This is a genomic window from Mesobacillus sp. MER 48, from assembly GCF_023714225.1.
Classification (GTDB): domain Bacteria; phylum Bacillota; class Bacilli; order Bacillales; family Cytobacillaceae; genus Mesobacillus; species Mesobacillus oceanisediminis_A.
This window is the reverse complement of sequence record NZ_JAMAUR010000003.1, coordinates 125587-145233: the sequence shown is the minus strand read 5'-3', so window position 1 is coordinate 145233 and position 19647 is coordinate 125587. Positions and strand designations below refer to the sequence as shown.

The following is a 19647-nucleotide window of genomic DNA, read 5'->3' as shown; positions in this document are numbered from 1 at the left end:
ATTTGATCTTCGGTGGAAATTTTACAGATAGACGGCAATTTGTCACTCAAACGGACAGTGGATGGCGGAACGGAAGACCAACGCAAGGCTGTAAAGGCAATCATAGAAGAAGTCAGAGCTGCGGGCGACCAGGCTCTAAGGGCTTTTACCGAAAAATTCGACTCAGTGACGCTTGATGAAATTCGAGTAACAGAAGAAGAGGTTTCTGAAGCCTATAAAACGGTCAGCGGCCAGTTGGTGGACATCATCACCGAAGCGGCGGCGAATATTCGTAATTACCATGAAAAGCAGCTGCGGCCTTCATGGATGACGACAGAGGAAAATGGCACAATGCTCGGCCAAAAGGTGACACCGCTCGATTCTGTCGGTGTCTATGTCCCGGGAGGAACTGCAGCATACCCATCATCTGTATTAATGAACGTTATTCCCGCCAAGACGGCTGGTGTAGAACGCATCGTCATGGTGTCGCCACCCGGACAGAATGGAAAGCTTCCGGCAGGAGTGCTGGTTGCGGCCGACATCGCCGGGGTAAAAGAGATCTATAAAGTCGGCGGAGCACAGGCTATTGCAGCTATGGCTTATGGAACAGAAACGATCAAGCCGGTCGATAAAATCACCGGTCCCGGCAATATTTATGTCGCTCTCGCCAAGCGCGAAGTGTTCGGAGATGTCGCAATCGACATGATCGCCGGCCCAAGTGAAATCGGCATCCTGGCTGATGATACAGCACGTGCAAATGAGATTGCGGCTGACCTGCTTTCCCAGGCGGAGCATGATCCGCGTGCGTGTGCAGTCCTGGTGACAACATCACGGACTCTGGCAGAGGATGTGCTGGACGAGGTGTATAAACAGCTGTCGCACTTACCGCGAAAGGAAATCGCCACAGCGGCGATTGAGGACTTTGGAGCGATCTATGTTGCCGCTGATTTGGAAGAAGCCATCGCAGCAATCAATCAGCTGGCCCCGGAGCATCTCGAAGTCATCACGGAAAATCCAGTCGAATTGCTCGGCAAAATAAAGCATGCAGGAGCGATTTTTCTAGGCAGATACAGTTCGGAGCCTGTTGGCGATTATTTTGCCGGACCAAACCACGTCCTGCCAACGAATGGAACAGCGCGCTTTTCGAGTCCACTCAGCGTCGAGGATTTCCAGAAAAAATCAAGCGTGATTTTATACAGTGAGCAAGCAATGAACACCAATGGTGAGAAGATAGCTGAATTTGCAAGGCTTGAGGGGCTTGAAGCCCATGCCCGTGCAGTAGAATCTCGACTGAAATAAGAATTTTTAATCCGGAGGTAAGGTAATGGAACGGACTGCAACAGTGAACAGATATACAAATGAAACGAAAATAGATTTAACGTTTGGCATCGATGGGGAAGGGAAATCCTCTCTCGAAACCGGCGTACCTTTCCTATCCCACATGCTCGATCTATTCGCGAAGCACGGGCAATTTGATTTGTCTGTGGACGCCAAGGGTGATGTAGAAGTTGATGGCCACCACACAACCGAAGATATCGGCATCTGCATCGGCCAGGCTCTCCGTGAAGCACTTGGCGATAAAAAGGGAATCAAACGCTACGGAAACGCATTTGTCCCAATGGATGAGGCACTTGCCCAGGTAGTAATCGATTTAAGCAACCGCCCGCACCTTGAAATGCGCGCAGAATTCCCGTCGCAGCAAGTCGGTACATTCGATGTCGAGCTGGTCCATGAATTCCTTTGGAAACTGGCGCTGGAAGCGAGGATGAACCTGCATGTCATCGTCCATTACGGTAAAAATACTCACCACATGATCGAGGCGGTATTTAAAGCTCTTGGCCGTGCGCTAGATGAAGCAACGACCATCGACCCGCGCGTAAAAGGCGTTCCATCAACGAAGGGGATGCTGTAAAGATCTCATAAATTGAAAGGGAGCTGAACAGAGGTCTTCAAATAGAAGGAAGCTGTAAACAGATCTTCAAACGGAAGGAAGTTAAACCATGATTGGCATCGTCGATTACGGCATGGGCAATCTGTTCAGCGTCAGCAAAGCGCTTGAACGGCTGAATGCGCCCTATTTTATCTCACAATATAAAGATGGATTAATGGAAGCAGATGCATTGCTCGTTCCGGGCGTTGGCTCATTCCGTGACGCGATGGACGTGTTGAATCGGACTGGACTTGCTGAAATGATCCGTGATTTCGCAGCGACCGGCAAGCCTGTGCTCGGCATTTGCCTTGGCATGCAGCTGCTTTTTGAAGAAAGCACAGAGAATGGCAAGACGAAAGGGCTCAGGCTCCTTCCCGGAAAAGTCGTGCGTTTCAGCGGCCGAACATCAGATGGCGAGGCCTATAAGGTTCCGCATATGGGATGGAACAAGCTCCGTTTTACCGGTGATTCGCCATTGCTCGCTTCACTTGAGGAGGATTACGTGTACTTCGTCCATTCCTATTATGTAAAAACGGATGAGCAGGATGTGCTGGTTGCCGTTGGTGACTATTACGATATTGAAGTGCCTGCAATCGTTGGCAGAGGGAATATATACGGCATGCAATTCCATCCGGAGAAAAGCAGTGACATGGGAATGGGGCTGCTCCGTAATTTTACGGAATTGGCAGCGGAAAGGAAGTCTGAGCAATGAAATTCACGATCTACCCGGCAATCGACATGCGCGGCGGAAAATGTGTAAGACTGCTGCAGGGCGATTATGATAAAGAAACTGTCTATGGGGATTCCCCTTTTGAAATGGCAAAAAAATTCGCCGCTGAAGGAGCGGAGTGGATTCACATGGTCGACCTCGACGGTGCAAGAGATGGCAAGCGTGTCAATGACCAGTATGTCATCCAGGCCGCTCAGGAGCTTGGCGTGAACGTCCAGATCGGCGGCGGGATCCGCAGCGAAAACGATATCAACCACTATCTTGAGAATGGCGTCACTCGTGTCATCATCGGCAGCATTGCTGTTTCAAATCCCGGGTTTGCTGAGGAAATGGTCCGGAAGTATGGTGCGAGAATCGCAATCGGCCTTGATGCTAAAAATGGATTCGTGGCAACACACGGATGGCTTAACACTTCTGAAGTAAGTGCAGTCGAGCTTGGCAAAAGATTCGCTGATGCCGGAGCAGAGACTTTTATTTTTACCGATATTGCAACCGACGGAACGCTTGCCGGCCCGAATGTCGAGGCAACCCGTCAGCTGGCAATGGAAACAGGCAAAAGTGTCATCGCGTCCGGCGGTGTCAGCACGCTTGACGATTTGGCGGCCCTCCGCCAGCTTGGCGAAGATGGCATCAGCGGCGCAATTGTCGGCAAAGCCATCTATGAAGGCCGTTTCTCGGTAAAAGCTGCGCTGGAAATGGGGAATGCCTGATGCTGAGCAAGCGAATCATTCCCTGTTTAGATGTTAAAGAAGGCCGTGTCGTAAAAGGAATCCAATTCGTCCAGCTTCGTGATGCCGGCGATCCGGTTGAGCTTGCAAGATTCTATGATGAGCAGGGCGCAGACGAGCTTGTATTCCTTGATATTTCCGCGTCTGTCGAAGGCAGGAAGACGATGGTCGAGGTTGTCAGGGAAGTAGCCTCCGAACTGGCGATTCCTTTTACAGTAGGAGGGGGAATAAATACCCTTGAGGACATGAAGAGAATGCTCCGCTCTGGTGCCGATAAAGTGTCACTGAATACGGCAGCTGTGAACAATCCGAAACTGATTTCGGAAGGCTCTGATTTCTTCGGAGCCCAGTGCATCGTCGTTGCAATCGACGCGAAATATGACCCGGAGCTCGGTACATGGCGAGTGTATACCCATGGCGGACGCACGCCAACAGAATGGAAAGTTATCGACTGGGCGAAGGAAGCCGTTCGCCTTGGTGCAGGTGAAATCCTGCTGACGAGCATGGACAGCGATGGCGAAAAGAATGGTTTTGACCTCGCATTGACGAGAGCGGTCAGTGAAGCGGTAACCGTTCCGGTGATTGCCTCAGGCGGTGCAGGAAATGCGGACCATTTTGTCGATGCATTTGTTGAAGGGAAAGCAGATGCTGCACTCGCTGCTTCGATTTTCCACTACCGTGAAACATCTGTAAAAGAAGTGAAATTCCATCTGCGCGAAAAAGGAGTGACTGTACGATGAAGATAGAAGACTTGAAGTTCGGTGACAATGGATTGATTCCCGCAGTTGTTCAGGATGCTTCCACCCGCGAAGTGCTGACTGTTGCATATATGAATGAAGAATCGCTAGGCAAGTCGCTCGAAACACGCGAGACCTGGTTCTACAGCCGTTCACGCCAGGAGCTCTGGCATAAAGGCGCAACAAGCGGGAATACCCAGAAAATCGTCGAAATCAAATACGATTGCGACGGTGATGCATTGGTCGTTCTCGTTGAACCGGCTGGTCCATCATGCCATACAGGCGCGGAAAGCTGTTTCTCGGAGAACCTCCTCGATAAGACTGTCACAGAAAACACAGCTTTAACTGATTTCGCCGTCATGCTTGAACTGGAAAAAACAATCCGCGAACGTGAACAAGACATGCCAGAAGGCGCCTACACCACCTATCTTTTCGAAAAAGGCGTCGACAAGATTTTAAAGAAAGTCGGAGAAGAAGCCGCTGAAGTCATCATCGCCGCCAAAAACCGCGACCCCGAAGAACTGAAGTGGGAAGCCGCCGACCTGCTTTACCACCTGATGGTCCTGCTGCAGGAACAAAAGCTTCCACTGAAAGAAGTACTCGGTGTATTGAATAAAAGGAAGAAGCCCAGCGCAGGAGAGTGATGCGCTGGTTTTTTGCTGTGAACAATTAATCAAAGAAGCTTTTTCGTGGAGAGTATGTCCGGCCTTTGGTCGTGCCAAGAAAGTTCAAATCCATATTCGTTAAAAGTCGCTTTGCCGTTGAAGATGATTTTACATTCGTGAAGTCGCGGAATTGCTTACTATTAATTGAAGGGCCGTATATGAGGAAGTAATCCCTCAATGCCTGAATATGCGCATCCCCAGTTTTATGTCCGCAATTTTTACAAGTCCACTTCCCTTGATGGTAATCCATGCCGAATGTCTCGCAGGCAGGGCATTGCACACCCTTAACCATTTTCTCAAATGGAAGATTCATTGTTTTGGGGTCGGGAACCAATGGTTCATGCGCCTTCACTAATTGTCTGGCGATTTTCTTCATGTCATTTTTAGTGAGGAGAGACTGGGTATGCTTTTGGTAGAAAGGAGGAAGCTTGAAGGCAACATTCGATGACCTGAAGACTCTGTAACTGACTTCCTTGTCATTGGTGGGATTTTTAATGATGGCTTGCGTATTGCTAATCGCTACAAGAAATTCAATTGGCGGAGGCGTAAAGTGATGCTTATTAAGAAAAGCCTTTAACTGATATGCCTGGTTTTTTGTCTGGAGTATCGGATCAGGAAAAACTTCTTCTATATCGTTTTGGATTCTGATCAGCTGATTGAATTCTGGAAGGAAAATGAGTGTTCCTGCGTAATTCTTGGAATCAATGATGAGGAGAAAATAAGGAGTGATTATGAGGGTATCGATTTGGAAGTGGGTACTGTTAAATTGGATTCTTAAATCGTTTAAAATCACCATTTCAGTATGGTCAATTTGCTCTAAGAAGTAATCCAGCACCTTTTCGCCTTTGTAACCTGCCCTTTTTCGGTAGAGCTTCCTCTCGAATTCTGTTTTTCTGAAGTCATCTGAAGGAAAACGCCTTACTATGGCTTCTAAAATCATGATTTCTCTAGGATATTCTCTTGTTTTGCCAATCAAAGTCTATCACTCCTTAAAATTTTTACTTCTATATTCGATACCATCCTCGAAAACACCTTCTTTATTAAGAGGGATATAAACTTATTGGCGAAAAATAAATTTATTCGACCACTTTTTTGATTAATTTGGCGGATTTTTAATTTATTCGACCACATTTAACGATAATTCGACCACTTTTCTCATTAATTCGACCAACTCCCGTGAAACGGCTCGCTATTGGAATCGCATTCTAAAATAGTCTCCACACCAAATGGAGTCGAATTCACAATAATCCGCGCAAATCCAGAAATCAATCTCCCCACCCACAATTTCACTCCCACACCTTCTCGAACCATCTGTCCTTATGTTATACTACATTAGTTAAAGTTGCTTCGATAAAACACTGTATGTGTATTCTTATACAAACCACTAGGCACAATGGATTTAATTTTACTAAAAGGGTTCAACGGATATAGCTTTACTAAAATAGGAGGATCACATGGGAAAAGACTCTAAAGCAACGAAGCAAAAAGGCCAATTGCTGTCTTTCGTTCCTACTGGTGAGTATTATTTCGCCAAAGGGGTCAAGGCTTTCCACAAGCGGGATCTGAAGAAGGCTGAGAAGTATTTCGAGCGTGCGATGCATCTTGAGCCGGGCGAGCCGATGATTGTTTGCCAGCTGGCGATCGTGCAGTCGGAATTGGGTGATTATCAGCAATCTAACCGTCTTTTGCACTTGGTCCTCGAAGAACTGGATGAAAACATGGCGGAGTGCCATTACTTCCTGGCGAATAATTACGCTCATATGGGTTTATTCCGCGATGCGTTCAGGCATGCGAATTTATACCTGGAAGTGAATGAAGACGGCGAGTTCGCGGAGGATGCGAATGACCTTCTGGAGCTTCTGACTATGGAAGCGGAAGAAATGGATGAGGATTATTATGAAGAGGATGACCTGATCGTCAAGCAGGAGGAAGCGCGCAATCATCTCGAGTCAGGGGAGTTTCCGCGAGCGATCGAGATTTTCCAGGAGGTCATCGAGGAGTATCCGGAGTATTGGTCGGCATACAATAACTTGGCGCTGGCGTATTTTTACCTTGGGGAAACGGTCAAGGCCCGTGACATTCTGAATGATGTGCTCGAGCAGAATCCCGGGAACATGCACGCGCTCTGCAATGCGCTTGTATTTGCGCATTACCAGGGCGAGGAGAAGGAAGGCCAGGATCTTAAGGATTCACTGGAAAAAATCCATCCGATTCATGTTGAGCACCAGTTCAAGCTTGGTGCCACGTTCGCGCTGGTCGGGGAATATGAACTTGCTTACCGCTGGCTGAAAAAGCTGCAAAAGTCAGGTTTTGAAGGCGACGGTGCTTTCTATTACTGGCTGGCGCATGCGTCATATTTTACCGGCAGGGAAAATACGGCACGGACAGCGTGGAAAAAGGTTCTCGAGTACAATCCGGAAAAGGACGGAATGGAGCCCTGGGCAGAAAAGCAAGGCGTGAAGTTCGAAGCTCAGGTTTCGGCGATACTGAACCAGTTGAACAGTGATTATCCGGAGGAACGCCTTTTTGCGCTATTCCTCACATCTGTATCAGCGAAGAAGAAAGAAATTCTCGCAGCGGATACATCAACGGATAAAATGACGGAGATGGAAAAATCATATTTTGCCTATGTAACCTCCGGCAAACTGAGCAGCAGGGAAGAAGAAGTCAAGGGAGCGCATGAAACGGCGAAGCTATTGTACGACCACCATCAGCCGATCAGCAAAAATGAAGCCGGCGTCTACATCATGTGGTTTTCGGTATTCGAGCAGGCGGCAAAGGCCGGCTACGATTTTAAAAACAAGAAAGCATGGGCAGCAGCTGTCGATTATCTCTGGGATAAGCTGAGAAATATCAGCACGACGAAAGCGGCAGTCGCGAAGAAATACGGATTATCCGTATCCACTCTGTCCAAATACATCAATTTGGCTAGTGAGTTTCTTCATGAAGAAGACAGCATATGAAGGATAAACTGAGTCTGCAACTGCAGGCAAAGTTTATCCTTTTTTTCTTTTTAAAGTATACAATCAAGGGTATTAGAAACTATATATGTCAATTCCGTGAACTTAAGCATATTTTTGGACTATGCAGCACTTGTTTTATAGGATATGTTTATGCAGGAAATACTATTTCCGAATGGATTACGGAAATTAGCGGACTATGATATTCAAAGGAGTTGTACACCATGTCAGAAGAGAAAATTTACGACGTCATCATCATTGGTGCCGGACCGGCAGGGATGACCGCTGCTGTTTATACTTCACGCGCGAACTTGTCGACACTGATGCTTGAGCGCGGCGTTCCAGGCGGCCAGATGGCGAATACAGAAGAGGTTGAAAACTATCCAGGCTTTGACCACATTCTTGGCCCAGAGCTTTCAACCAAAATGTTTGACCATGCGAAAAAATTCGGTGCAGAATATGCTTACGGTGATGTAAAAGAAGTCATCGACGGCAAAGAATATAAAACCATCAAGGCTGGCAGCAAGGAATACAAAGCCCGCTCCATCATCATCTCTGCTGGTGCGGAGTACAAGAAGCTTGGCGTTCCTGGCGAGCAGGAGCTTGGCGGGCGCGGTGTATCTTACTGTGCGGTTTGTGACGGCGCATTCTTCAAAAACAGGGAACTTGTCGTTGTCGGTGGAGGAGACTCCGCAGTTGAAGAGGGTGTTTACCTAACTCGCTTCGCTTCAAAAGTGACGATCGTTCACCGCCGTGATGAGCTTCGTGCGCAAAAAATCCTTCAAGACCGCGCATTTGCCAATGACAAAATTGATTTCATCTGGAATCATACAGTCAAGCAAATCAATGACAAAGATGGCAAAGTCGGCAGCGTGACGCTTGTATCCACACTGGATGGTGCTGAACAGGAGTTCCCGGCTGATGGCGTATTCATCTACATCGGAATGGTTCCTTTGACTAAGCCATTCGAAAGCCTTGGCATCACGAACAGCAACGGCTACATCGAAACGAATGAACAAATGGAAACAAAGGTTCCCGGCATTTTTGCAGCTGGTGACATCCGTGAAAAAACGCTGCGCCAAATCGTGACCGCGACAGGCGACGGAAGTATCGCTGCTCAAAACGCCCAGCATTATGTTGAGGAATTGATCGAGGAATTGAAAGCAAACGCTTAATATACAAATGTCCGGCCCGCCGCAATGATTTGGCGGGCTTTTAATTTAATTAGAACTGGAAAAAACATCACACCGCGGCATAAATTAACAAAAAGTAATTATTTATTAATTCTTCTGTAACAGTAGTGAAACAATCATGGGGTATTATAGGAGTAGAAATTGACCCCCTTTTAAAAATATAATCCTTTGACGGCACAGGTTATCCTGTGCTCTTTTTTTATACATAAAAATGAAACAGGCATTTGCAAGCGAATATAACACTTTTTATATTGGGAAATTTTCGCGGGTCATTGTCTTTACACTTCATAAAAATTATCCCGCTTTATAAAAAGAACTTTTCTTGTCAAAAATATCATCTTTCTATTCATTGTGGGTAAAAACTAAAAATAGTATAATGGAAAGAATAAAATGTCCGGCAAATGACGAATGACTGTGGTTTCATAGAAAATTTTGCTAAAAGGCTTATATGTCCGGAATCCATTAAAATGAGAAACAAGCAGACGAACCGCCCTTTTTGCGGCGGGACTTTTCTTGCGCATATAGATGAAGAGGTGGATTTGATGCAGCGCGTCACGAATTGTGTTTTAGTGAAAGAGGATAAAATTTTGCTTTTGCAGAAGCCGCGCCGCAATTGGTGGGTGGCTCCTGGCGGAAAGATGGAACCTGGTGAGACTGTCAAGGATTCCTGTGTCAGGGAATTCCGTGAAGAAACAGGGATTTACCTGCGTAATCCCCAAATCAAAGGGATCTTCACATTCGTCATCAAGGAAGATGATCAGGTAGTTTCTGAGTGGATGATGTTCACTTTTTATGCCACTGAGGCAGACGGGATCAATCTTGATGTTTCCGACGAAGGCACCATTTCCTGGCACGAGCTTGATGATATTAAGGATTTGCCAATGGCAGCAGGAGATTATCATATTCTTGAATATATGATTCATGGACAAGGAATCATTTATGGCAACTTTACTTATACACCGGATTTTGAGCTGATCAGCTACAGGCTCGATCCGAATTGATACGATAAAAAATGGCTGTTTTCGTATTGGCGGCTGCCTTTCAACGAAAAGGCCTTAATAACTAATTTTCAGGGGGAAGAGAAATGAGTACCGGTTCAACTACTGATACCCAACTGGTCATCATAACAGGTATGTCTGGCGCGGGGAAAACGGTCGCAATCCAGAGTTTTGAGGACCTTGGCTTTTTCTGTGTCGACAATCTGCCGCCGACATTGCTGCCGAAATTCCTTGAGTTGATGAAGGAATCTGGCACAAAAATGAATAAGGTGGCATTGGTCATGGATTTGCGCGGGCGCGAATTCTTTGATTCCCTGTTCAAGGCGCTTGATGAACTTGCGGAAACTTCATGGGTGACGCCACAGGTGCTGTTCCTGGATGCAGATGACTCTACACTCGTCCGCCGTTATAAAGAAACGAGACGTTCGCATCCACTTGCTCCATCAGGCTTGCCGCTTGAAGGCATCCAGCTTGAACGCGAGCTGCTGGAAGAACTGAAGGGCCGAGCACAGCTTATTTATAAAACAACCGGCATGAAACCAAAGGACCTCCGCGAAAAAATCCTTGAAGAGTTCTCGGTGAACAAAAAGACGATTTTTACCGTGAATGTGATGTCCTTTGGGTTCAAGCATGGATTACCGATAGATGCCGACCTCGTTTTCGATGTCCGCTTCTTGCCGAACCCGCATTATATTGAACATATGCGTCCAAAAACTGGTCTTGATGAAGATGTATCGACATACGTTTTAAAATGGAACGAGACATCCAAGTTCCTTGAAAAGGTGCTAGACCTCTTGAGCTTCATGCTTCCGCATTATAAGCGGGAAGGCAAGGCGCAGCTGGTCATCGCCATCGGCTGCACGGGAGGCCAGCATCGTTCAGTAGCGCTGGCTGAACATATCGCCAAATATTTCGAGAAAGACTATCATACCCGCGTGACACACCGTGATATCGATAAAAGGAAGGGACTTACGACATGATGACAGATGGATTGCCAAGAATCGTCATCATTGGAGGCGGAACAGGCCTCCCAGTCCTGCTCCGGGGCTTGAAAAAGCATCCGGTCGACATCACTGCGATTGTCACAGTGGCTGATGATGGCGGAAGTTCGGGCCGCCTGCGGGAAGATATGCAGATTCCCCCTCCAGGCGATATCAGGAATGTCCTGGCTGCCCTTTCGGATGTGGAGCCGCTGATTGAAGAAATGTTCCAGCATCGCTTCAATACATCCAATGAATTATCTGGCCACTCACTCGGCAACCTGATCCTGGCGGCGATGACGTCGATTACCGGCAATTTCGTCCATGCAATCCAGGAGATGAGCAAGGTGCTGAATGTGCGCGGAAAAGTCCTGCCGGCAGCAAACAGGAGTGTCATGCTGAATGCGGTGATGGAGGATAACAGCATTGTCAGGGGCGAATCGAAAATTCCTTACTCAGGGAAAAGAATCAAGCGGGTTTTCCTGAATCCTGAAGGCGTAAAGCCATTGCCTGAGACGCTCCAGGCGATCAGGGAAGCAGATTTGATTGTCATCGGACCAGGCAGCTTATATACAAGCATCCTGCCAAACCTGCTCGTGAAAAGGCTTGGCAAGGAAGTATGCAAAGCGAAGGCGCGCAAGGTGTATATCTGCAACCTGATGACCCAGGCGGGAGAGACGCATGATTTTGCGGCAAGTGACCATATTAAAGCGATTTATGATCATATGGATTGTGCTTTTATCGATACGATTTTGGTAAACAGTGAGACCATCCCTCCTGATGTCGAGCTGCGATATAAGGAAGAGCTTGCCCAGCCTGTCGTTTTTGATCTGGACCGGCTGAATTCTTTAGGAGTCGAGGTCGTACAGGATGAAATCGCAGAGCTGGATGGCAATGTCATCAGGCATGATACAAAAAAAGTTTCAGAAATTTTATATTCTATGATAATAGATGAAACCAAAAAGAGGTATAACGCGTAGATATAGGATGCAAGCGTTTGTCTCGAGAAAAGAAGATTTTAAAAAAGACAACTGCTGCGCTTGCGTGAACAAGGGCGCCAGCACCAAATAACCAGGGGGTGAAGAGGTGTCGTTCGCTTCGGAAACAAAAAAAGAACTCACGAATATTGACGTGAAGGGCTGCTGCGCCAATGCGGAACTGTCCGCTTTGATCCGGATGAATGGTTCCCTTTCCTTCTCTAATCGCAAACTCATCGTAGACGTACAGACTGAAAATGCCGCGATTGCCAGGCGGATCTATACCCTGATCAAGAAAAGCTATCAGGTACAGGTAGAGCTTTTGGTGCGAAAGAAGATGCGGCTGAAAAAAAATAATGTTTATATTGTCCGCCTGAAGGAATCAGCCAGAGAAATTTTGGAGGATTTAAAGATTTTAGGAGAAGGCTTTGAAATTAACTATGAAATTTCACCTGAATTGGTGAAAAAGAAATGTTGTAAGCGTTCTTATTTAAGAGGAGCTTTCCTTGCAGGAGGTTCGGTAAATAACCCGGAAACTTCCTCCTACCATCTTGAGATTGCCTCGATGTATCAGGAGCATAATGATTCATTATGTGAGTTGATGAACACGTTTGGACTCAACAGCAAAACGCTGGAACGGAAAAAAGGATTTATCACCTACTTGAAGGAAGCGGAAAAAATCACTGAGTTCTTGAACATCGTTGGCGCCCATAATGCGCTGCTGCGTTTTGAGGATATCCGGATTGTCCGTGATATGAGAAATTCGGTTAACCGTCTCGTAAATTGTGAAACGGCTAACTTGAATAAAACAATTGGGGCTGCCCTAAGACAGGTAGAGAATATCCGCTACATACGGGATACAGTCGGCCTGCAAATTTTACCGGATAAGCTGAGGGAGATTGCTCAGCTCCGTGTCGATTACCAGGATGTCACCCTGAAAGAGCTGGGCGAAATGGTCAGCGGGGGAAGTATCAGCAAATCAGGAATCAATCACCGGCTGCGAAAAATTGATGAGATAGCAGATAAACTGCGTGCCGGGCAAACTATAAATAAATAGGGATAGAGGAGGAAAAGCAATGGTTGAAAAACAAGTGGAAGTCAAATTGAAAACTGGGCTGCAAGCACGTCCCGCTGCATTATTCGTGCAGGAAGCAAACAGGTTCTCATCCGATATTTTTCTAGAGAAGGATGGGAAAAAGGTAAACGCAAAAAGCATCATGGGCTTGATGAGTCTTGCAGTAAGTGCCGGCGCATCAGTGAACCTGATCGCGGATGGAAATGACGAAGAAGAAGCCGTGTCGAAATTGGCTGAATACATCCAGAACGAAAATTAAGCTGAAAAGAACCATAAAAAACTCGCTCCGTTTAAAGAGCGAGTTTTGGTTTTGATTATTTATCCTTTTTTTCTTCCAATACGTTGCGACTGATGATCTGGTCGACAAGACCGTATTCCTTCGCACGCTCAGCTGTCATGAAGTTGTCGCGGTCAGTATCTTTCGCGATGACTTCAAGCGGCTGGCCAGTACGCTCGGAAAGGATGCCATTCAGCTTTTCACGAAGGAAAAGGATACGCTTCGCAGCGATTTCGATTTCAGTCGCCTGTCCCTGTGCACCGCCAAGTGGCTGGTGGATCATGACTTCGGCGTTTGGAAGTGCATAACGCTTGCCTTTTGTTCCGGCAGCCAGAAGGAATGCACCCATGGATGCAGCCATACCGATGCAGATTGTCTGTACATCCGGCTTGATGAACTGCATAGTATCGTAGATTGCCATACCGGCAGTGATGCTGCCGCCCGGGCTATTGATGTAGATGGAAATGTCTTTTTCCGGATTTTCAGCTTCCAGGAAAAGCAGCTGGGCTACGATTGAGTTAGCAACATTGTCATCAATGCCGCTTCCCAGCATAATGATGCGATCCTTTAAAAGGCGGGAATAAATATCATATGCCCTTTCGCCCCGATTCGTTTGTTCAATAACTGTAGGAATCAAGTTCATGTTTGTTTTCCTCCTTTAACGTAAAATCATTTCACCGCTTTAAAATAGGTTTTATAGTCCCTTTTTAAAGCAAATGACTGCCCTTAAATAGACAGATTGCAGGCTGGCATAAACTGGTTCGTTTGCCAGAACACCTATGTAGTTTAATGATACACGCATGGTCAATAAAGGTCAAACGAATCGCTTTTAAAGCCTGCATAAACTGTTCGACAATATTTATATTCCAATTTACTGTACCGTATCCATCTTACCCAAGATTGTCATTTTTAAACAAAGGGCTTGCACTGCTGGCAAAAAATCATTCTTGCAAACCGTGAAGACTTATCCTATAATAGGTAAGCGTAACGCTAACTTCAAACATGCCCTCGTGGTGCAACGGATAGCACGTAAGATTCCGGTTCTTGAGATGTGGGTTCGATTCCTGCCGAGGGCGTTACAAAAAAATGAGTTCCTATGTTTGTATGTTTTATATACAAGCATGGGAACTTTTTTTGTTTTGGTATTCATTCAACTGCTGCTAACCCTATGGGTACAATCCCTGAGGAAAGGGATTTTTGTTTTACCCATACATGCGAAATCGCATGTGTTTTAAGGACTCGGCCGTAAAAACTCCGATTTAGATTTTTGGTATGAGACGTCTTCTAAAGAACCCTGCTGGAGAAACTGCCGGACCTCCTCTATAGGAATCCCCATTTGTTTAGCCTGCATCATTAAGTACAACCACTCTTGTTCTAACTCTCTTTCCATGATTCATTCTCCTCCACTCAAATTAGGTCTTTTCCAAATCGATTTGATTTTTCCAAAGGTATTCAGTGATTTTTGGCGTTCGCCAATCCAGTGGTATTCAAGGAGATGTAATTATGGCGATGCAAGGGTCAATTCCAATAGCGAAAAATGATCAGACGCTTTTCGGTAACATTCCGTTTAGAAGAAGTTGAACAATCTCAGAAGAAAGTTCTTCAGGAGTTTTTATGCCGGGAAATAATTTGGTCATCGTGAGGCGCTCGATAATGCCAATCAAAATATCTGACACCAAATCCATGTCGAGTTCAGACTGAAAAATACCATTTTCAGCTTCAAACATTAAGTTTTCTCTTATTTGGACCGCTAACTGTTTTTTCAATTCTTTAGACTCTTGAGGATGATAGAAACCAATGAGTGTTAAATCTTGATTCTCAATAAAGAAAGTAAAGATTCCTGTTAAGCCTTTACTGATCGTCGTTGATAAGGAGTCAGGATTAATTCCGGGTTCTAATCGACTTTCTTTTGTGAGATGAAAAAGCCTTTTGCGAAACGAGTCGATTAATTCCTTAAAAATTGCCTCTTTACTTTTAAAGTAAAGGTAGAATGTTGGCTGGGTTAAGCCTGCCCTTTGAACGATTGTGCTGATTTTGGTTTCGTAATATCCTTTTTGGGCAAACTCTTCTGCTGCGATTGTAAGCAGCAAAGCCCGGCTTTGTTCACCGCTAGCCCCTTTCTTCCTGCCTCTTTTACTCATTTAATAACACCTTCTAAAATATATTACTCAGTAGTATTATCTTATAATTAATATCACTGAGTCAACTGAAATTTCAGATAATAAAGTAAAACCGCCTTACATATTTATCTTTTTTCGTTAATACTATTGACACTGGTAAAACATGAGGGTTTTCTTGTCAAGCCAAATTCTTTCCATACACCAAACCCCGTTTATCATGTAAAATGAGTGCAGGGGTGATTTAGATGGATCTGAAAGCTGGATTGTTTCAAAAACAGACGTTAAAATTGGCGATGACTCAGGAGCTGACTCAGGCAATTGCGCTTTTGCAGTACTCAGCCCATGAGCTTGCGGCTTTTCTTGAAGCTAAATCGATGGAAAATCCCCTGCTGCAAGTAGACTTTAAAAATATCACTAACTTTGATTCGAATATGGATCGTAAGAGAAAAAGTACAAAAAGGACATTCGAACGTGACCAGAAAAATTTGATTGAACAGATTGGTTCTGGCGAGAGTGAGACGCTTGAAGAATATCTTCATGCCCAGCTAAACTCCTTAAAAGCATCGCCAGAGGAAAAACTGATATTACCAGTGTTGATTGAAAATATAGATGAAAACGGTTACTTGAAAATGGATCGCAATGATCTTGCAAAAAGGTTTGCTGTGGATGAGGAAATCATTGATTCCGCCTATTTCAAGCTGCAATCATTGGATCCTGCCGGTATTGCGGCAGGAGACCTTCAGGAGTGCCTGCTGCTCCAGTTGACAAGGCAGAAGCGGACCTCAGCCAATCAACTGGCGATCACGATCATCCGTGACCATTTCCTTCTCTTTGCTGAAAAAAAGTGGAAAGCACTCTCGAAAATGCTGAATATAGAATTGAAGGATATCCAGAAGGTCCATGACGAGATCCAAAAGCTTAATCCGAAACCAGGGGCAGCTTTCCAGCGTGGAAAGCCAGCCTATATTGTTCCGGATGTAGTGGTGAAACGTGAAGGTGATGAACTTTCCGTAAGCGTATATGATGCTTTGATTCCGAAAGTCTCTTTTAACGATGGCTATTACCGACAGCTATCACAGCATAAGGATCAGGAAGTCAATAAATTCCTCCAGGAAAAGCAGGGGGATTATCAGTGGATCCGCCGCAGCCTCGAACAACGCAAGGAAACGCTGGTGAAGGTGTCCGCAAAGATCATCGAAAAACAGCCGGACTTTTTCATGAAAGGTCCTTCCCACCTGAATCCGATGACGATGAGGGAGGTGGCGGATGAGCTGGAGATCCACGAATCAACCGTCAGCCGGACTGTACGTGAAAAATACATGCAGACACCATGCGGAACCTATGAATTGAAATCGTTCTTTACAAGTGGGGTTGCCACCACCGAGAACGACCAGGCCTCATCGCAAACTGTAAAGGCGGCAATCGAGAACTATATAAAGGAAGAAGATAAAAGAAAGCCGATTTCCGACCAGGCTATCGTTGAAATGCTCGAGGATCGTGAAGGGATGGTCGTGTCGCGGAGAACCGTCGCGAAATACCGCGACCAGCTGGGGATTCCATCCTCTTCGAAACGGAAACGATTTGATTAGGGTATAGCAAATTCACGTTGAACCTGTTGGTGATATGGATGATATTTCCGTTTTGCGAATAAAGCCCCGTAATTTGCGAATAAAGCTTCTGTATTTCCTAATAAAACCAAATGTTTGCGATTAAATAAGATTCCACTCAGTCAAAGGAGCCAGAAATGAAAAAAACAGTCAAACTTTATTCCCGACCGCGCTGCCATTTATGTGAGACTGCACGGGAAATACTAGAAGAACTGCAGCAAAACTGGAATTTTACAATAGAAGAGATCAATATCGACCTCGATGATGAGCTTGTCGAGAAGTATGGAATCATGATTCCGGTCATCGAATTGGACGGCGAGGAGCTTCAATACGGGATTATTAACAAAAAATTCATAAGTGAAGCGTTTTCACGAAAAAACCTTGAGTTTATTGGTTGATTAAGGTTTTCACTCCTGTTAGAATGAAATCTGTAGCAGGGGTGATTTTTTTTACCGCGAGTGGGACATAATATGTCTTGGCGGGACATTTAACGTCCATCACTTATAAAGGAGAATATCAACATGGACTTTTCGCTCATTGATATTCAAAAAAGAATATTGCCCGATTTATTGCAAGTTATGCAAAAACGATACCTCATCCTCCAATACATAAATGTGATGCAGCCTGTTGGCAGGAGAAATCTTTCGGTCAGCCTGAATTTGACTGAACGGGTTTTGCGTTCTGAGGTGGAGTTTTTGAAAGACCAGGATCTGATCTCGATGTCGGTTTCGGGAATGACGCTGACCAAAGAGGGAAAAGATATACTGGAAAGTCTTGATAGAGTAATGCGGGACATAATGGGTATAAACACATTAGAGTATCAGCTCGAAAAGCGCATGGGCATTCGAAGGGTCATAGTTGTCCCGGGGGACAGCGACAAGTCGCCATGGGTGAAAAGTGAGCTGGGGCGTGCGACAGCCAATAGTATGAAAGAGCTCCTAAAAAGCAATGATGTCATTGCGGTAACCGGAGGATCGACTATGGCGGCTGTGGCGGAAAGCCTTACTCCCGACTTTGGCGAAAAGGATTTAGTTTTCGTGCCGGCAAGGGGCGGAATCGGCGAGGACGTCAAGAATCAGGCCAACACGGTTTGCGCGATCATGGCGGATAATACGAATTCCCGCAATCGGGTATTTTATGTACCGGACCAAGTCAGCACCGAAGTTTACAAGTCCTTCATCAAAGAACCGCTGATTTATGAAGTATGGAATTTGGTTAAATCAGCGAGCATGGTTTTACATGGTATTGGAGACGCTATTACAATGGCGGAACGCCGTAATACCAGCCCTGAGGATTTGCAGAAAATCCTTGATGGAAAAGCAGTCGGCGAGGCTTTTGGCTATTATTTCAATGAAGAGGGTGAAATCGTCCACAAAGTGCTGACGATTGGCCTTCAGCTGGATGATCTCGCAAATATAGGCAATATCATTGCGGTTGCCGGCGGACAGTCAAAGGCAAAGGCGATCAGGTCCTATATGAAACAGGCGCCTTCCTCGACCATCCTGGTCACGGATGAAGGAGCCGCTAAAACATTGTTACAAGGGTAACACCTTAATATAAACAACACCTTTTATAGGAATCAAAGGAGGAAATACTCATGGCAGTAAAAGTTGGTATTAACGGATTTGGACGTATTGGACGCGTAGTTTTCCGCGCGGCATTGAAGAACCCTAATGTGGAAGTAGTTGCAGTTAACGATTTAACTGATGCAAACATGCTTGCTCACCTTTTAAAATATGATACTGTTCACGGAACATTGAACGAAGAAATCACAGTTGACGGTGACTACCTTGTAGTTGACGGCCACAAAGTGAAAGTACTTGCTGAAAGAGATCCAGCTCAACTTGGCTGGGGCGACCTTGGCGTAGAAGTAGTAGTAGAATCTACTGGCCGTTTCACAAAGCGTGCAGACGCTGCTAAACACCTTGAAGCAGGCGCAAAGAAAGTCATCATTTCTGCTCCGGCATCTGACGAAGATATCACAATCGTTATGGGTGTTAACGACGACAAGTACGATGCAGCTAACCACCACGTAATCTCTAATGCATCTTGTACAACAAACTGCCTGGCTCCATTTGCGAAAGTTCTGAACGACAACTTCGGAATCAAGCGCGGTATGATGACAACTGTTCACTCATACACAAATGACCAGCAAATTCTTGACCTTCCGCACAAAGACTACCGTCGTGCGCGTGCAGCTGCGGAAAACATCATTCCTACAACAACTGGTGCTGCAAAAGCAGTTTCACTAGTATTGCCTGAACTTAAAGGCAAATTGAACGGTGGAGCAATGCGTGTTCCAACTCCAAACGTTTCACTAGTTGACCTTGTTGCTGAGCTTGAAAAAGACGTAACAGTTGAAGAAATCAATGCTGCATTCAAGAAAGCATCTGAAAACGAGCTTAAAGGTATCCTTGGATACAGCGAAGAGCCACTAGTATCTAGCGACTACAATGGCTGTGCAAACTCTTCTACAATCGATGCACTTTCAACAATGGTTATGGAAGGCAGCATGGTAAAAGTTATCTCTTGGTATGACAACGAGTCTGGCTACTCTAACCGTGTAGTTGACCTGGTTGATTTCATCGCTAAAAAAGGTCTGTAAGCAAATATTGGATTAACCATCCATTTACGACTATAATGTAGTGGGATGAAAAGGGGAGCGGGGTAAATTCCCTCTCCTCTTTTTCT

The 19647-nt window shown here is 45.6% G+C and carries 21 protein-coding genes and 1 tRNA gene; 18 read left to right on the top strand and 4 right to left on the bottom strand.

Annotated features, from left to right (window positions below; translation table 11 throughout):
- Positions 1 to 12 precede the first annotated feature (12 nt).
- The 6 genes from hisD to hisIE all read left to right on the top strand — a co-directional run bounded on the left by hisD (position 13) and on the right by hisIE (position 4748).
- Positions 13 to 1278: a histidinol dehydrogenase gene (gene hisD / locus M3593_RS12230; protein ID WP_251542982.1), complete on the top strand. Its 1266-nt coding sequence runs from the start codon at positions 13 to 15 to the stop codon at positions 1276 to 1278.
- A 25-nt stretch (positions 1279 to 1303) separates the two neighbouring features.
- Positions 1304 to 1891, top strand: coding sequence for an imidazoleglycerol-phosphate dehydratase HisB (gene hisB, locus M3593_RS12225; protein ID WP_251542979.1), 588 nt, complete (start codon positions 1304 to 1306; stop codon positions 1889 to 1891).
- 88 nt (positions 1892 to 1979) lie between these two features.
- Positions 1980 to 2621: an imidazole glycerol phosphate synthase subunit HisH gene (gene hisH / locus M3593_RS12220; protein ID WP_251542977.1), complete on the top strand. Its 642-nt coding sequence runs from the start codon at positions 1980 to 1982 to the stop codon at positions 2619 to 2621.
- Positions 2618 to 3349: a 1-(5-phosphoribosyl)-5-[(5-phosphoribosylamino)methylideneamino]imidazole-4-carboxamide isomerase gene (gene hisA / locus M3593_RS12215; RefSeq protein ID WP_251542975.1), complete on the top strand. Its 732-nt coding sequence runs from the start codon at positions 2618 to 2620 to the stop codon at positions 3347 to 3349. Before hisH ends, hisA begins: the two co-directional genes overlap by 4 nt.
- Complete coding sequence (hisF, locus tag M3593_RS12210) at positions 3349 to 4107, top strand: imidazole glycerol phosphate synthase subunit HisF (RefSeq protein ID WP_144477908.1); 759 nt, start codon at positions 3349 to 3351, stop codon at positions 4105 to 4107. The genes hisA and hisF overlap by 1 nt, the downstream gene beginning before the upstream one ends.
- Positions 4104 to 4748, top strand: coding sequence for a bifunctional phosphoribosyl-AMP cyclohydrolase/phosphoribosyl-ATP diphosphatase HisIE (gene hisIE / locus M3593_RS12205; RefSeq protein WP_251542973.1), 645 nt, complete (start codon positions 4104 to 4106; stop codon positions 4746 to 4748). The genes hisF and hisIE overlap by 4 nt, the downstream gene beginning before the upstream one ends.
- A gap of 25 nt (positions 4749 to 4773) precedes the next feature.
- Here the strand turns inward: hisIE and M3593_RS12200 are convergent, their stop codons facing one another.
- Positions 4774 to 5745, bottom strand: a complete 972-nt coding sequence (locus M3593_RS12200; protein WP_251542972.1) for a nuclease-related domain-containing protein — start codon at positions 5743 to 5745, stop codon at positions 4774 to 4776.
- Between the two features lie 478 nt (positions 5746 to 6223).
- On the opposite strand from M3593_RS12200, the gene M3593_RS12195 reads away from it, so the two are divergent.
- The 7 genes from M3593_RS12195 to M3593_RS12165 all read left to right on the top strand — a co-directional run bounded on the left by M3593_RS12195 (position 6224) and on the right by M3593_RS12165 (position 13211).
- A complete protein-coding gene (locus tag M3593_RS12195; RefSeq protein WP_251542970.1) occupies positions 6224 to 7732 on the top strand; it encodes a tetratricopeptide repeat protein in 1509 nt (502 codons plus the stop codon).
- A gap of 221 nt (positions 7733 to 7953) precedes the next feature.
- The gene (gene trxB, locus M3593_RS12190; RefSeq protein WP_251542968.1) at positions 7954 to 8904 is read left to right on the top strand and encodes a thioredoxin-disulfide reductase; all 951 of its coding nucleotides are present in this window, start codon (positions 7954 to 7956) and stop codon (positions 8902 to 8904) included.
- A 560-nt stretch (positions 8905 to 9464) separates the two neighbouring features.
- Positions 9465 to 9923, top strand: coding sequence for an NUDIX hydrolase (locus tag M3593_RS12185; RefSeq protein ID WP_144477898.1), 459 nt, complete (start codon positions 9465 to 9467; stop codon positions 9921 to 9923).
- 83 nt (positions 9924 to 10006) lie between these two features.
- Complete coding sequence (gene rapZ / locus M3593_RS12180) at positions 10007 to 10900, top strand: RNase adapter RapZ (protein WP_251542967.1); 894 nt, start codon at positions 10007 to 10009, stop codon at positions 10898 to 10900.
- A complete protein-coding gene (locus tag M3593_RS12175) occupies positions 10897 to 11880 on the top strand; it encodes a gluconeogenesis factor YvcK family protein (RefSeq protein ID WP_251542966.1) in 984 nt (327 codons plus the stop codon). Before rapZ ends, M3593_RS12175 begins: the two co-directional genes overlap by 4 nt.
- 106 nt (positions 11881 to 11986) lie before the next feature.
- Complete coding sequence (whiA, locus tag M3593_RS12170) at positions 11987 to 12934, top strand: DNA-binding protein WhiA (protein WP_144477892.1); 948 nt, start codon at positions 11987 to 11989, stop codon at positions 12932 to 12934.
- Between the two features lie 19 nt (positions 12935 to 12953).
- The gene (locus tag M3593_RS12165) at positions 12954 to 13211 is read left to right on the top strand and encodes an HPr family phosphocarrier protein (protein ID WP_144477890.1); all 258 of its coding nucleotides are present in this window, start codon (positions 12954 to 12956) and stop codon (positions 13209 to 13211) included.
- A gap of 55 nt (positions 13212 to 13266) precedes the next feature.
- Here the strand turns inward: M3593_RS12165 and clpP are convergent, their stop codons facing one another.
- Positions 13267 to 13872, bottom strand: a complete 606-nt coding sequence (gene clpP / locus M3593_RS12160; protein ID WP_251542964.1) for an ATP-dependent Clp endopeptidase proteolytic subunit ClpP — start codon at positions 13870 to 13872, stop codon at positions 13267 to 13269.
- Between the two features lie 361 nt (positions 13873 to 14233).
- On the opposite strand from clpP, the gene M3593_RS12155 reads away from it, so the two are divergent.
- A tRNA-Arg gene (locus tag M3593_RS12155) sits at positions 14234 to 14305 on the top strand.
- A gap of 155 nt (positions 14306 to 14460) precedes the next feature.
- Here the strand turns inward: M3593_RS12155 and M3593_RS12150 are convergent.
- A complete protein-coding gene (locus tag M3593_RS12150; RefSeq protein ID WP_144477888.1) occupies positions 14461 to 14619 on the bottom strand; it encodes an anti-repressor SinI family protein in 159 nt (52 codons plus the stop codon).
- Between the two features lie 151 nt (positions 14620 to 14770).
- Positions 14771 to 15370, bottom strand: a complete 600-nt coding sequence (locus M3593_RS12145; protein WP_144477886.1) for a TetR/AcrR family transcriptional regulator — start codon at positions 15368 to 15370, stop codon at positions 14771 to 14773.
- A 224-nt stretch (positions 15371 to 15594) separates the two neighbouring features.
- Between M3593_RS12145 and rpoN the strand changes: the two genes are divergently transcribed.
- From rpoN to gap, 4 genes are all read left to right on the top strand, one after another.
- Positions 15595 to 16938, top strand: coding sequence for an RNA polymerase factor sigma-54 (gene rpoN, locus M3593_RS12140; protein ID WP_144477884.1), 1344 nt, complete (start codon positions 15595 to 15597; stop codon positions 16936 to 16938).
- Positions 16939 to 17093: 155 nt separating this feature from the next.
- Positions 17094 to 17354, top strand: a complete 261-nt coding sequence (locus tag M3593_RS12135; protein WP_144477882.1) for a glutaredoxin family protein — start codon at positions 17094 to 17096, stop codon at positions 17352 to 17354.
- Between the two features lie 123 nt (positions 17355 to 17477).
- Entirely contained in the window at positions 17478 to 18503 is a 1026-nt protein-coding gene (locus M3593_RS12130) for a sugar-binding transcriptional regulator (RefSeq protein ID WP_251542962.1), read from the top strand.
- A gap of 50 nt (positions 18504 to 18553) precedes the next feature.
- Positions 18554 to 19561 (top strand): type I glyceraldehyde-3-phosphate dehydrogenase, encoded by a 1008-nt coding sequence (gene gap, locus M3593_RS12125; RefSeq protein ID WP_079506865.1) that lies wholly within the window; start codon positions 18554 to 18556, stop codon positions 19559 to 19561.
- Positions 19562 to 19647: the final 86 nt, after the last annotated feature.

What these genes read in the sequence shown, in the direction of transcription:
- trxB (WP_251542968.1), top strand. Translation starts at nt 7,954, where the DNA reads ATGTCAGAAGAGAAAATTTACGACGTCATCATCATTGGTGCCGGACCG.
- gap (WP_079506865.1), top strand. Translation starts at nt 18,554, where the DNA reads ATGGCAGTAAAAGTTGGTATTAACGGATTTGGACGTATTGGACGCGTA.
- hisF (WP_144477908.1), top strand. Translation starts at nt 3,349, where the DNA reads ATGCTGAGCAAGCGAATCATTCCCTGTTTAGATGTTAAAGAAGGCCGT.
- rapZ (WP_251542967.1), top strand. Translation starts at nt 10,007, where the DNA reads ATGAGTACCGGTTCAACTACTGATACCCAACTGGTCATCATAACAGGT.
- rpoN (WP_144477884.1), top strand. Translation starts at nt 15,595, where the DNA reads ATGGATCTGAAAGCTGGATTGTTTCAAAAACAGACGTTAAAATTGGCG.
- M3593_RS12165 (WP_144477890.1), top strand. Translation starts at nt 12,954, where the DNA reads ATGGTTGAAAAACAAGTGGAAGTCAAATTGAAAACTGGGCTGCAAGCA.
- M3593_RS12130 (WP_251542962.1), top strand. Translation starts at nt 17,478, where the DNA reads ATGGACTTTTCGCTCATTGATATTCAAAAAAGAATATTGCCCGATTTA.
- M3593_RS12135 (WP_144477882.1), top strand. Translation starts at nt 17,094, where the DNA reads ATGAAAAAAACAGTCAAACTTTATTCCCGACCGCGCTGCCATTTATGT.
- hisB (WP_251542979.1), top strand. Translation starts at nt 1,304, where the DNA reads ATGGAACGGACTGCAACAGTGAACAGATATACAAATGAAACGAAAATA.
- M3593_RS12150 (WP_144477888.1), bottom strand. Translation starts at nt 14,619, where the DNA reads ATGGAAAGAGAGTTAGAACAAGAGTGGTTGTACTTAATGATGCAGGCT.
- hisIE (WP_251542973.1), top strand. Translation starts at nt 4,104, where the DNA reads ATGAAGATAGAAGACTTGAAGTTCGGTGACAATGGATTGATTCCCGCA.
- M3593_RS12145 (WP_144477886.1), bottom strand. Translation starts at nt 15,370, where the DNA reads ATGAGTAAAAGAGGCAGGAAGAAAGGGGCTAGCGGTGAACAAAGCCGG.
- hisA (WP_251542975.1), top strand. Translation starts at nt 2,618, where the DNA reads ATGAAATTCACGATCTACCCGGCAATCGACATGCGCGGCGGAAAATGT.
- M3593_RS12195 (WP_251542970.1), top strand. Translation starts at nt 6,224, where the DNA reads ATGGGAAAAGACTCTAAAGCAACGAAGCAAAAAGGCCAATTGCTGTCT.
- clpP (WP_251542964.1), bottom strand. Translation starts at nt 13,872, where the DNA reads ATGAACTTGATTCCTACAGTTATTGAACAAACGAATCGGGGCGAAAGG.
- M3593_RS12185 (WP_144477898.1), top strand. Translation starts at nt 9,465, where the DNA reads ATGCAGCGCGTCACGAATTGTGTTTTAGTGAAAGAGGATAAAATTTTG.
- M3593_RS12175 (WP_251542966.1), top strand. Translation starts at nt 10,897, where the DNA reads ATGATGACAGATGGATTGCCAAGAATCGTCATCATTGGAGGCGGAACA.
- hisH (WP_251542977.1), top strand. Translation starts at nt 1,980, where the DNA reads ATGATTGGCATCGTCGATTACGGCATGGGCAATCTGTTCAGCGTCAGC.